Below are 12,830 nucleotides of genomic sequence, written 5' to 3'. Positions count from 1 at the left end.
CTTACTGATTCTCGTTCATAAATTCTTTTATTTTTCTTTCTTCCCAGTTGTTACCTAAGCCTAATAACTTAAAACCAAAAACGCCTAACCAATGAAAAAACAAACCTAAACCCCAACCTAAAACTGAAAACCAAAACCAATGAAAATGCGGTACAAATTTTAAATTAACAAAAATAATTACTGGAATAATTGTACAATAAACGGTTAAATGCGTGTAAAACCCTTTTATTTCTTTCACTTTTTTTTGAGCTTTATAATAACGTTGCTGATTGCTAAATTCTGTTTCCATTTTTATCTTCTATAATTTTGTTCTTCCATGTATTTTTTAATCTTTCTTTTTTCCCAATCTTTGTTAAAAAAGAAACTTACACCAAATGTATTTAATGCTTGAAAAGCAATACCAATTCCCCAAAACAACCATATTTTATAATTGTTGTTATAAAAAACAGCTTGTGTAAAAGAATCTCCATCATTCATATCCCCAGTAATAAAAATGACACTTAAAAAGGTATTTACTACAACATAAACAGCTAAATGCTTATAAAACTTGCTAATTTTTTCTACTCTTTTACGAGCTAAAATATATTTCTGTTCCTCTGTAAATTCCCTTTCCATTATCTGTATTCTTTATGTTTATTTTCTTTATCCATTAACTCTTTTATCTTTTTATCTTCCCAATTACTACCTAAGAAAATATTGTAATTATTTACTTCTAAAAAGTGGAAAGCTAAGCCCATTCCCCACCCGAAAATCGGGAACCAAAACCAGTGAAACCCTGGAGAGAATCTTAAATTGATAAATATTAAAAAAGGAATTACAATACAGTATGATGCTAAATTCTGATAAAATTCTTTCAGTTTTTCTACTCTTTCTACTGCTTTTACATATTTGTTATTTTCTAAATCGTCTGTGTACATAATGTCGTTCATTTTATATAAGAGAGGTAAACTCACCTTAAAAGTTTTGTTATTATTTTCTATTTTCACTCCTCTTTGAGTGATTAATCCATATCTATCAGCAATATTTTGCAGCCCCACTTTTGTGCTTTTACCTATTGCTTCTTTAGGATTGATGTTGTTTTCTATTATTAAATAATTATTCTCCTCATAAATATTAATAGTTAGTGGTTTAGAGGATGACACCACATTGTGTTTTACTGCATTTTCTAATAATAATTGCAAAGAAAGTGGCACAACTTTTAAATCTTTGTTACTAACAGTATCTGGTATATTAAATTCTACAGCATCTTCAAAACGCATTCCTAAAAGTTGCATATAGGTTTTAGCAAAAGTCAATTCTTCTAAAATTGGTACTAAATCTTTATTTCTTTGCTCTAAAACATATCTATATACCTTAGATAATTTTGTCGTAAATTTTTCTGCTTGGTTTGGGTTTTCGCCAATTAAACTGGTTAATACATTTAAACTATTAAACAAAAAATGCGGGTCTAACTGACTTTTTAATGATTCAAATTTTGCAGTTTCTGTTTTTGCTACTATTTCTTGTTTTGTGGTTTCTTGGGTCATTGCAGATTTCCAATTGATCATAAAACCTCTTGCATGAAAAAACGCTGCAACTCCTAAAGAAAAAATAATTGCAAATAAATGCACCCAAATTAAATAACCACTAAAAAAATCTTCGAAAGAATTATTAAAAATTACAATATATTGTACATAATGTATAATTAAAACTGCTATAACAGTGTAAATTGTAGTGGTAATTATACCTGCCCAAACTCTTTCGTTTGTTTCTTTAACCCAATCCCATTTTGTGTTTAAAAACTCATTAATTAACCCATTACCTAACCCTAAAGTAAAAGAATACATAGCAGAGATTAAAAATACTAACGCCATTCCTTTTAAAGTAAATTGCTGATTTGCAACTACAAATATTACAGCCATTATTACAGTTAACTTTAAGCAAGCAATAATATCTTTTTTAAGCTTTGTAAAAAATGTTGGGTCAGATTTTGTCATTTTCTAAGTTTAATAGGGTAATTAAGTTGATTAAAATTTGATATCTAAAGATACATCTTTATCAGTAACCACAAACTTTGCATTCTCGTAATTAGGTGGTCCAAAATTCATCACATTATTAGAAGCACCATAATCTTCTTTTGGCATTCCATTTGGATGAAAATCCATTGAATCATTTTCATTTTTATCATGATAACAAATAATAGCATATTCACCTGCATCTAAATTATCAAAAGTTATTGTGCTTTTACCGTCTACAATTTTTGCATTTTTAGCTTGAATTGGTGCTTTCATAAAAGTTACTTTATTATATAAAGCAAAACTTACTTTACCAGAATCTGATGTTACATTTACAACTGTTGCAGTAATTTTTTTATTTTGAGCTGTTATTGTTGATGAAATAAAGAAAGCTGTTGCTACTAAAAGTGATACTATAAGTTTCATAATGTTATTTTTTATTGATTAATTATGGTACAAATATGCAACTGAACAGTAGTTTTTAAAAGTAAACCATACCCAACTGTATTTTTTTTAGGACGAATTGTATTTTTTAATATCAAAATTTGATTTAAACCTAAAATATAGCTTACACAAAACAAGCTTTTACTTATATAATGATTATTGAATAATTATATTTTTAGAAATTGGATATTGAAATCTTAACGAAAATAAAGAATTGGTTAATTTTTAATAAAAATTACTAAAAAGTATTCTTATACTATTCAGAAAAATAAAAAATACATACATTTACACCAATGATTACTTCAAGAGAAAATAAAACATGTACTACAATAGCTCCCAGTTTGCGCTTTCGCAATATTCGTCGCTAAGATTTTGTATTAGTAAAAGACAAATCTATATAAGTACCTAACCATTTTTTATTTTTTTTATCGTGAAACTTTCTAAACAACCATATTTTAAAACACAAGTTATTTTAAAAAATAACCAAAACAATATGCGTCGCAGTTTTCCTTTTCGCCCTTTGGGGTAATTAATATTTTCAGAATTTAGGTGTGTCCAATTCTACATCAAAAAAAACAAAACAAATAACATTTTATTAAATTAAAAACAATGCAATGGAAATTGTAATTGCAAATGAATCACATAAGGTATATGCAGAAATTATCTGTAAAACCATAGAGGATGCTGCTCAAGTTAGAGGTACAGGTATTGCCAAAAGAAAACCTGAATATATTGCCACCAAAATGGATAATGGTAATGCAGTAATTGCTTTAGATGGAGGTATGTTTGCCGGATTTTGTTATATAGAACAATGGGGTCATGGTAAATTTGTTGCCAATTCTGGTTTAATTGTACACCCAGATTATAGAAATATTGGGCTTGCAAAAGAAATAAAAAAAGTAATTTTTAAACATTCTAGAACCAAGTTTCCAGATGCTAAAGTATTTAGTATTACTACTGGTTTAGCTGTTATGAAACTAAATAGCGATTTGGGTTACAAACCTGTTACTTTTTCTGAATTAACAGATGATCAAACTTTTTGGGATGGTTGCCAAACCTGTAAGAATTACGATATCTTAACCAGAACTAGTAGAAAAATGTGCCTTTGTACAGGAATGTTATTTGACCCAAAAAACAACAATAAAGAAGAACCTATTGAAGTAAAAGAAAACGTTTATAAGAGATTAAAAACGATGAAACAAAATTTATTTCTAAAAAAAGATAAAAAATAAAAAAAATGAAAAAATTAGTAATTGCATATAGTGGTGGTTTAGATACCTCTTATTGTGCTGTAAGTTTATCAAAAGAATATGATGTACATGCTGTTAGCGTAAATACAGGTGGTTTTACATCCGAAGAAATTAAAAACATAGAAAGTAACGCTTATAAAATGGGGGTTACAACTTATAAAAATATTGATGCAGTTGCTACTTTTTACAACAAAGTAGTTAAGTATTTAATTTTTGGAAACGTATTAAAAAATGCCACTTACCCACTTTCAGTAAGTGCAGAAAGAATTATACAAGCTATAGAAATTATTGAATACGCAAAAAGTATTGATGCAGAATATATTGCTCATGGTAGCACTGGTGCAGGAAATGACCAAGTTCGTTTTGATATGATTTTTCAAACCTTAGCTCCAGGAATTAAAATTATTACTCCAATTAGAGATCAAAAATTAGCAAGACAAGAAGAAATCGATTACCTAAAATCTGAAGGAATTGATATGAATTGGGAAAAATCTAAATATTCTGTAAACAAAGGTCTTTGGGGAACAAGTGTTGGTGGAGTTGAAACTTTAAAATCAGAATTACCATTACCTAGTGAAGCTTATCCTTCTCAATTAGAAAAAGAAGGTGAAGAAAAAGTAACGTTAACTTTTAAAAATGGTGAGTTTGTTGCTTTAAACGGACAAGAAAATGCACCAGAAGTAAACATCGAGAACTTAAATACTATTGCTTCAAAATTCGCAATTGGTAGAGATATTCATGTTGGTGATACTATTGTAGGTACAAAAGGTAGAGTTGGTTTTGAAGCTGCTGCTGCTTTAATTACTGTAAAAGCACATCATTTATTAGAAAAACACACCTTAACTAAATGGCAATTACAACACAAAGAATATTTATCTAGTTTTTACGGAATGCATTTACACGAAGGGCAATATTTAGATCCTGTAATGAGAGATACAGAAGCATTTTTACAGAGTTCTCAAAAAATGGTTTCTGGTAATGTTGTGGTTTCTTTAAAACCTTATCATTTTTCATTAGACGGAATTATTTCTGACCACGATTTAATGTCTAGTGCATTTAGTACTTATGGTGAAGAAAATAAAGCTTGGACAGCAGATGATGCTAAAGGTTTTATTAAAATTATAGGTAATCAAAACAAAATTTATCAACAAGTAAATAAATAATTATGTTAGAAGTGGGAATTATTGGTGGTGCAGGTTACACAGCAGGAGAATTGATACGATTGTTATTAAATCATCCTGAAACAAATATCAATTTTGTGTACAGTACTTCTAATGCTGGTAACAAATTATATAAAGTTCATCAAGATTTAGTTGGTTCTACAGAAATTAGTTTTACAAGTGAAATTAATGCTGATGTTGATGTTTTATTTTTGTGTTTAGGACATGGAAATTCAACTGCTTTTTTACAAAAAAACACTTTTTCTGATAACACAAAAATTATAGATTTAAGTAACGATTTTAGATTACTTGCTGATAAGAATTTCGAAGGAAAAGATTTTGTGTATGGTTTGCCAGAATTAAATAAAGCCGATATTATATCAGCAAAATACATTGCAAACCCTGGTTGTTTTGCTACTGCTTTACAATTAGCAATTTTACCTTTAGCTGCAAATGGTTTATTAAAAAATGATGTTCATATTAATGCTGTAACTGGTGCAACTGGTGCTGGCACATCATTATCTGCAACAACACATTTTACGTGGAGAGATAATAATTTTTCGCATTACAAAGCTTTTAATCATCAACATTTAGGTGAAATTAATCAGACAGTAAATCAATTACAAACCGATTTTAATTCTGAAATAAACTTTATGCCAAATAGAGGTGATTTTTCTAGAGGTATTTTTGCAACTACTTACACAAAATTTAATGGTACTTTAGATGAAGCAACAGCAATGTATAAAGAATATTACAAAAACGCAGCTTTTACTTTTGTGGCTGATCAAAGTATATTTTTAAAACAAGTTGTAAACACAAATAAATGTTTAGTACAATTAGAAAAACATGGTAATAAATTATTAATTACAAGTACTATTGATAATTTATTAAAAGGTGCTTCTGGACAAGCCATTCAGAATATGAATTTAATGTATGGTTTTGAAGAAAGTTTAGGTTTAAATTTAAAGGCAAATTACTTTTAAATTTCTACTGCAAGGTTTTAAGAATCTTGTAGAGATATTCAAGAATAAAACAATACCTACAAAATCTAAAAAGAATTTGTAGTTAATCAAAAAAATTATGAAAGTAGCAATTATTGGAGCAGGAAGTTTAGGGCAATCTATAGGAAAAGGATTATTAAAAAGTAAAACTGTAGAAACCTTGTATTTAACCAAGCGAAATTTAGAATCTTTAAACGATTTTAATGCTTATACTGAAGTTGTTTTAACTTCAGATAATGAAAAAGCAGTTAAAAATGCTGGTGTTTTAATATTTGCAGTACAACCAAGACATTTTGATGGTATTTTAAAAAATCTAAAACCTCTTATTAAAGAAAATCACGTTATAATATCGGTTATCACTGGTTTTTCTATTGATAAAATTGAAGCTATAGTTGGTAATGATAAAAATATTATTCGTTCTATGCCAAATACAGCAGCTTCTGTTGGGCAATCTATGACTTGTATTTCTTCTAATACAAAAGGAAAAGAAAAAGTTACCATAGCTAAAACTATATTTAACAGTTTGGGTACTTCTTTAGAAATTCCTGAAGAGCAATTACAAGCTGCAACTGTTATATGTGCAAGTGGTATTGCTTTTTGGATGCGTCTAATTCGTGCAACAACACAAGGTGCAATTCAATTAGGTTTTGAACCAGATGAAGCACATGAATTGGCAATGCAAACCTGTTTTGGAGCAGCCACTTTGTTAAAAGAATCTGGTAAACACCCAGAAGCAGAAATAGATAGAGTTACTACTCCAGGAGGTTGTACAATAGAAGGATTAAACGAAATGGAACACCAAGGTTTAAGCTCTTCATTAATTAAAGGTATTAACGCTTCTTTCGAAAAGATTAACCAAATAAAAAAATAAAACTATGCCACTATTTAATGTTTACCCTCTTTATAATGTAACCCCAGTTTCTGGTAAAGGAGTTTATGTTTACGATGAAAACAACACAGAATATTTAGATTTATATGGTGGTCATGCAGTAATTTCTATTGGCCATGCACATCCAAAATATGTAGAAGCAATTACAAACCAAGTTAATCAATTAGGTTTTTACTCTAATGCAATTCAAAATCCGCTACAAACACAATTAGCAGATAGATTAGAAACACTTTCTGGTTGTAAAGATTACGAATTATTTTTATGTAATTCTGGGGCAGAAGCCAACGAAAATGCTTTAAAACTAGCTTCTTTTAAAACAGAAAAAAGTAGAGTTATTGCTTTTAAAAATGGTTTTCATGGTCGTACTTCTGCTGCTGTTGCTGCCACAGATAATAAAAATATTATTGCACCAATTAACGCACAGCAAAAAGTTACTATTTTAGATTTAAATGATATTGATGCTGTAAAAATTGAACTAGAAAAAGGTGATGTTTGTGCTGTTATTGTAGAATTTATTCAAGGTGTAGGTGGTTTAGATGAAGCAACTGCAGATTTTTACGAACAATTAGATCTTTTATGTAAAGAAAATAATACCATGCTTATTGCTGATGAAGTTCAGTCTGGTTATGGAAGATCTGGTAAATTCTTTGCTTTTCAACATTATAAAGTAACTCCAGATATTATTTCTATTGCAAAAGGAATGGGAAATGGTTTTCCTATTGGCGGAATTTTAATTCACCCAAGTATTGAAGCTAAATTCGGAATGTTAGGTACTACTTTTGGTGGTAATCATTTGGCTTGTGCTGCTGGTTTATCTGTTCTAAATGTTATTGAAGAACAAAAACTAATAGATAATGTAAATGAAATTTCTTGTTATTTTTTAAAGTTGGCAAAAACAATACCTCAAATAAAAAAAATAAAAGGTAAAGGTTTAATGTTAGGTTTAGAATTTGATTTTGAAGTAGGAGATTTACGTAAGAAATTAATTTACGATTATCATATTTTTACTGGTGGTGCAATGAATAAAAAATTGTTAAGAATTTTACCTCCTTTAACCGTTAGAAAAGATCATATCAATCAATTTTTTGAAGCTTTAGTTGATGCTTTAGAAGAAGAATAAATTCAACTAAACTCAGAATATAAAAAGATGAATACTTTACTATCTATAGAAGCTAGAAACGCAGTTTTACGAACAATGGCAACTCTTTTGGATGAAAATAGAGAAGCAATTATCAACATCAATAAAAAAGATTTAGAAGCTTATAAAGGTGATGACATTTCTATGTTCGATCGCTTAAAAGCGGATGATACAAAGGTTGATGAAATGATAAAAGCAGCCAAACATTTGGCTTCTCAAGCAGATCCTGTTGGTGTGGAGCGTTTTAGTTTTAAGCATGATAATGGAATGCAAGTTTATAATAAAACTGCATCTTTTGGTACAGTTTTAATCATCTATGAATCTAGACCAGATGTTACTGTAGAAGCTGCAGGAATCGCTTTTAAATCGGGTAATAAAATTCTTTTAAAAGGTGGAAAAGAGTCTTTAAATTCTAATTTAAAAATTGTAGAACTTTGGCATCAGGCACTAAAAAAGCACAATGCTTCAACAGATTGGGTAGAATATTTGCAATTTAATAGAACAGAAACACAAGCATTTTTAGAAAAACCAACTCAAAAAGTCGATTTAATTGTGCCAAGAGGTGGAGAACGATTAATTGCTTTTGTAAAAGAACACGCCACTTGTCCTGTTATTATTAGTGGTCGTGGAAACAATTTTGTGTACGTTTCTAAAGAAGCAAATTTAGAGGTTGCGATTGATATTATTTTAAACGGAAAATCAAAAATTTCTGCTTGTAATGCTGTTGATAAAGTTTTAATTGATGAAAATCTTGTTGATAAAGAAACATTCATCAAAAAATTAATTACAAAATTAAATGAAGCTAAAATTCAGGTTTTAGGTGATGAAATTGTGGCTAAAAATCATCAATTAGAACAGATTTCATCCAACGAAGTTTGGTATGAAGAATTTTTAGATTACAAAATTGTAATTGGAGAAATTACATCAAATGAAGCTGCAATTGCTATGATTAATAAATATGCAGGTGGACATTCTGCAGCAATAATCAGCAAAAATGAAACTGAAGCAAAACTTTTTATGGAAAACGTAGATACAGCTGCTGTTTATCATAATGCTTCTACTCGTTTTACTGATGGTGGTCAATTAGGTTTAGGGGGAGAATTGGCAATTAGTACAGACAAATTACATCAACGTGGACCAATTGGCTTACAACATTTGGTAACCAACAAATGGTATATTCATGGAAATGGACAAATAAGATAAGATGCAAAAAAAGAAACGCATATTACTAAAAATAGGTTCTAATACGCTTACTAAAGAAACCAATAATATATCAAGAGGAAAAATTGAAGATATTGCAAATCAGATTGCAAAACTGAAAGATTCTTGCGAGTTTATTATTGTAAGTTCTGGCGCAATTGCTGTGGCTAAACAGTTTGTAAAATTAGAGAGTAAACAAGAAGAAGTCTTTGTAAAACAGGCTTTGGCTTCAATTGGTCAGCCTCATTTAATAAGAATTTATCAAGAAATTTTTAGAGAATATGGTTTATTGAGTTCTCAGTGTCTACTCTCCTATTCAGATTTTGAAAAGCAAGAAAGTAAAACCAATATTGTAAATACCATAAATGTTTTGGTTAACAATAACTACATACCAATTATCAACGAAAATGATACTGTTGCCACAGACGAAATTAAATTTGGTGATAATGATAAACTAGCAGCTTTAACTGCTACTTTATTAGATGTAGATTTGTTGATTATTGCCACAAATACAAATGGAATTTACACAAAAGAATCTTTCAAGAATAATGCTCCTAAAACCATTTTAGAGGTTGATAATTTTGAGGATTTAAGAAAAGAAGTTGTTAGTTCTAAATCAACTCATGGAAGTGGAGGAATGGAATCTAAAATTGAAGCTGCTTCTTTAACTAAAAAAGCAAATATAGAAACATGGATTGTAAACGGTTTAGAAGATAACTTTATTACAAATGCATTTGAAAATAAAGTTCCGTTTACAAAAATAAAATAGAGTAATACTACAAGGTTAAAAAAACTTTATGAGTATATAAAATTAAGAATTAATACCTACAAGGTATAGGAAACCTTGCAGGAAAATAGAATAGAATGAAACATTATACATCCATTAACGACATTGAAAACATCAATTCTTGGATTGATGAAGCTAAAGAAATCAAAGCAAATCCGCTTGCAAACAAAGAGTTAGGTAAAAACAAAACTTTAGGTTTATTATTTTTTAATTCAAGTTTACGTACGCGTTTAAGTACTCAAAAAGCAGCGTTAAATTTAGGAATGGATCCAATTGTAATGAATGTTTCTGGTGATGCTTGGGGAATTGAATTTGGTGATGGAACAGTTATGAATGGTAATACTGCAGAACATATTAAAGAAGCTGCAGCTGTAGTTTCTCAATATTGTGATATTATTGCTGTAAGAGCTTTCCCAAGTTTAACAGACAAAGAAAAAGACGAATCTGAGCAAATTTTAAATTCGTTTGTAGAATTTGCTTCTGTACCAATTATAAGTATGGAAAGTGCAACTGGGCATCCTTTACAAGGTTTAACAGATTCAATTACAATTTCTGAAAATGCAACAAAAAAGAAACCAAAAGTTGTTTTAAGTTGGGCTCCTCATGTTAAAACGTTGCCACACGCAGTTGCTAATAGTTTTACACAAGCAATGCAAAAAATGGATGTTGAGTTTGTAATTGCAAATCCAGAAGGATATAATTTAAGCAAAGAAATAACAAGAGATACACCTATTTATCACAACCAAGAAGAAGCTTTTAAAGATGCTGATTTTGTATACACTAAAAACTGGAGTTCTTATGAAACTTATGGTCAACTTTTAGAAGTTAATGAAAATTGGACCATTACAAAAGATAAAATTGGTGATGCTAAATTTATGCACTGTTTACCTGTTAGAAGAAATGTTGTAGTAGAAGATGCTGTTTTAGATTCTGATAGTTCTTTGGTTATTGAGCAAGCAAATAATAGAACTTATGCAGCACAATTGGTATTGAAAAAAATATTAGAAAATAACTAAAATCATTGCGAGATACGAAGCAATCTGTCAATTAATAAAGAGATTGCTTCATTCTTCGCAATGACAGATACTTGAAAAATGGAAAAACTATCAATCATAAAAATAGGAGGAAATATCATAGAAGATGAAACTTCTTTAAATGCTTTCTTACAACTATTTTATAACCTTGAAGGACATAAAATTTTAGTTCACGGAGGAGGAAAACGTGCAACTCACATTGCATCAAAATTAGGTATTGAGTCTAAAATGATAAATGGTAGACGCATTACTGATGCTGAAACTTTAGAAGTAATTACAATGGTTTATGGAGGTTTAGTCAACAAAAATATTGTGGCTAAATTACAAGCTTTACAAGTGGATGCGATTGGTTTAACTGGCGCAGACATCAATAGTATAAAATCAGATAAAAGACCCGTAAAAGATATTGATTTTGGTTTTGTGGGCGATGTAAAAAAAGTAGCTTCAAATTCTATTGATAAATTAATTCAAGCTGATTTTACACCTGTTTTTTGTGCAATTACGCACGATGGAAATGGGCAATTACTAAACACAAATGCTGATACAATTGCAAGTACAATTGGAGTTGGAATGAGTGATATTTATGATACATCAATTTATTATTGCTTTGAATTAAATGGTGTTTTACAAGATTTTTCTGATAAAAATTCGGTAATAAAAAACATCAATTCTGAAACTTATAAAGAGTTATTAGAAAACGGAATTATTTCTGATGGAATGATTCCAAAGCTAGATAATTGTTTTGATGCTTTAAACAACGGAGTTACAAAAGTTCATATTGGTAATACAGCAATGCTAACAAAAGAAAACGATAATTTTACAACAATTACATTATAATGATGACTATTGAAAAATTAACAGAAAAAGCAATTTCACTTTTAAAAAATTTAATTGAAACCCAATCTTTTTCAACGGAAGAAGACCAAACTGCAACTTTAATTGAAGCTTGGTTTACTGAATTTGAAATTCCGTTTAAAAGAACAAAAAATAACGTTTGGGCAACCAACAAATATTTTGATGAAAGCAAACCAACCTTATTATTAAACTCACATCATGATACTGTTAAACCTAACACAGCCTACACAAACGACCCTTTAAATGCATTTGTAGAAAATGGTAAATTATTTGGTTTAGGTTCTAATGACGCAGGTGGATGTTTAGTTTCTTTAATGGCAACTTTTACCAATTTTTACGCTCAAGAAAACTTAAAATACAATTTGGTTATTGTAGCCTCTGCAGAAGAAGAAAATTCTGGACCTGATGGATTAAATAGTATGTTGCCAATAATTCCGCATATAGATGTTGCTATTGTTGGTGAGCCAACTTTAATGAATTTAGCAGTTGCAGAAAAAGGTTTGGTGGTTTTTGATGCAGTTGTAAAAGGAACTCCAAGTCATGCTGCACATCCAAATGATAACAATTCAATTTATAATACTATTGAAGTTTTACAGTGGTTTAAAGATTTTAAATTCGAGAAATCTTCTGATGCTTTAGGTGATGTAAAAATGACAGTTACTCAAATAAATGCGGGTAAACAGCACAATGTTGTACCTGCTCACGTAGATTTGGTTGTTGATGTTCGTGTAAATGATGCCTATTCTAATCAAGAAATTGCAGATATTTTACAAGAGCAATCTCCTTGCACAACTATAACACCTAGAAGTTTACGATTAAATTCATCGTCAATTTCTATAAATCACGATTTAGTTAAAGCAGGAATTGAAATAGGAAGAGAAACTTATGGTTCTCCTACCCTTTCTGATCAATCTGTGTTGAGTTGTCAATCTTTAAAATTAGGACCTGGAGATAGTACACGTTCTCATTCTGCAAACGAATTTATATATTTGGCAGAAATTGAAGAAGGAATACAAATTTATGTTGAATTATTGAATAGAGTAATTGTTTAATAAAGTTTGTCATTCCTGCGAAGGCA

At 29.5% G+C, this 12,830-nt stretch carries 14 protein-coding genes; 10 read left to right on the top strand and 4 right to left on the bottom strand.

Annotated features, from left to right (window positions below; all coding sequences use genetic code 11):
- Position 1 precedes the first annotated feature (1 nt).
- The 4 genes from ACJJVK_RS12825 to ACJJVK_RS12810 are packed head-to-tail and all read right to left on the bottom strand — an operon-like array spanning position 2 to position 2,420.
- Complete coding sequence (locus tag ACJJVK_RS12825) at positions 2 to 289, bottom strand: 2TM domain-containing protein (RefSeq protein WP_215995605.1); 288 nt, start codon at positions 287 to 289, stop codon at positions 2 to 4.
- Between the two features lie 2 nt (positions 290 to 291).
- Positions 292 to 615: a 2TM domain-containing protein gene (locus ACJJVK_RS12820; RefSeq protein WP_405566453.1), complete on the bottom strand. Its 324-nt coding sequence runs from the start codon at positions 613 to 615 to the stop codon at positions 292 to 294.
- Complete coding sequence (locus ACJJVK_RS12815) at positions 615 to 1,976, bottom strand: 2TM domain-containing protein (RefSeq protein WP_215995607.1); 1,362 nt, start codon at positions 1,974 to 1,976, stop codon at positions 615 to 617. Before ACJJVK_RS12815 ends, ACJJVK_RS12820 begins: the two co-directional genes overlap by 1 nt.
- Positions 1,977 to 2,006: 30 nt before the next feature.
- On the bottom strand, positions 2,007 to 2,420 hold the full coding sequence (locus ACJJVK_RS12810) for a DUF2141 domain-containing protein (protein WP_405566451.1): 414 nt from the start codon (positions 2,418 to 2,420) through the stop codon (positions 2,007 to 2,009).
- Between the two features lie 632 nt (positions 2,421 to 3,052).
- On the opposite strand from ACJJVK_RS12810, the gene ACJJVK_RS12805 reads away from it, so the two are divergent.
- From ACJJVK_RS12805 to ACJJVK_RS12760, 10 genes are all read left to right on the top strand, one after another.
- Positions 3,053 to 3,670, top strand: coding sequence for a GNAT family N-acetyltransferase (locus ACJJVK_RS12805; RefSeq protein ID WP_215995609.1), 618 nt, complete (start codon positions 3,053 to 3,055; stop codon positions 3,668 to 3,670).
- A gap of 5 nt (positions 3,671 to 3,675) precedes the next feature.
- The gene (locus ACJJVK_RS12800; protein ID WP_215995610.1) at positions 3,676 to 4,851 is read left to right on the top strand and encodes an argininosuccinate synthase; all 1,176 of its coding nucleotides are present in this window, start codon (positions 3,676 to 3,678) and stop codon (positions 4,849 to 4,851) included.
- 2 nt (positions 4,852 to 4,853) lie between these two features.
- Entirely contained in the window at positions 4,854 to 5,831 is a 978-nt protein-coding gene (gene argC / locus ACJJVK_RS12795; RefSeq protein ID WP_405566449.1) for an N-acetyl-gamma-glutamyl-phosphate reductase, read from the top strand.
- A 97-nt stretch (positions 5,832 to 5,928) separates the two neighbouring features.
- Positions 5,929 to 6,720 (top strand): pyrroline-5-carboxylate reductase, encoded by a 792-nt coding sequence (gene proC / locus ACJJVK_RS12790; RefSeq protein WP_405566448.1) that lies wholly within the window; start codon positions 5,929 to 5,931, stop codon positions 6,718 to 6,720.
- A 4-nt stretch (positions 6,721 to 6,724) separates the two neighbouring features.
- Positions 6,725 to 7,858, top strand: a complete 1,134-nt coding sequence (locus ACJJVK_RS12785) for an aspartate aminotransferase family protein (protein ID WP_405566447.1) — start codon at positions 6,725 to 6,727, stop codon at positions 7,856 to 7,858.
- 27 nt (positions 7,859 to 7,885) lie between these two features.
- Positions 7,886 to 9,079: a glutamate-5-semialdehyde dehydrogenase gene (locus tag ACJJVK_RS12780; protein WP_405566446.1), complete on the top strand. Its 1,194-nt coding sequence runs from the start codon at positions 7,886 to 7,888 to the stop codon at positions 9,077 to 9,079.
- A gap of 1 nt (position 9,080) precedes the next feature.
- Positions 9,081 to 9,845: a glutamate 5-kinase gene (gene proB / locus ACJJVK_RS12775; RefSeq protein WP_405566445.1), complete on the top strand. Its 765-nt coding sequence runs from the start codon at positions 9,081 to 9,083 to the stop codon at positions 9,843 to 9,845.
- Between the two features lie 95 nt (positions 9,846 to 9,940).
- On the top strand, positions 9,941 to 10,879 hold the full coding sequence (locus ACJJVK_RS12770) for an N-acetylornithine carbamoyltransferase (protein WP_405566444.1): 939 nt from the start codon (positions 9,941 to 9,943) through the stop codon (positions 10,877 to 10,879).
- A 78-nt stretch (positions 10,880 to 10,957) separates the two neighbouring features.
- The gene (gene argB, locus ACJJVK_RS12765; RefSeq protein WP_405566442.1) at positions 10,958 to 11,734 is read left to right on the top strand and encodes an acetylglutamate kinase; all 777 of its coding nucleotides are present in this window, start codon (positions 10,958 to 10,960) and stop codon (positions 11,732 to 11,734) included.
- 2 nt (positions 11,735 to 11,736) lie between these two features.
- A complete protein-coding gene (locus tag ACJJVK_RS12760; RefSeq protein WP_405568374.1) occupies positions 11,737 to 12,804 on the top strand; it encodes a M20 family metallo-hydrolase in 1,068 nt (355 codons plus the stop codon).
- The last annotated feature ends 26 nt before the right edge of the window (positions 12,805 to 12,830 follow it).

The organism is Polaribacter sp. Asnod6-C07, assembly GCF_045063625.1.
Classification (GTDB): Bacteria; Bacteroidota; Bacteroidia; order Flavobacteriales; family Flavobacteriaceae; genus Polaribacter; species Polaribacter vadi_A.
The sequence above is the reverse complement of the archived record's forward strand: the minus strand, read 5'-3'. Positions and strand labels throughout refer to the sequence as shown.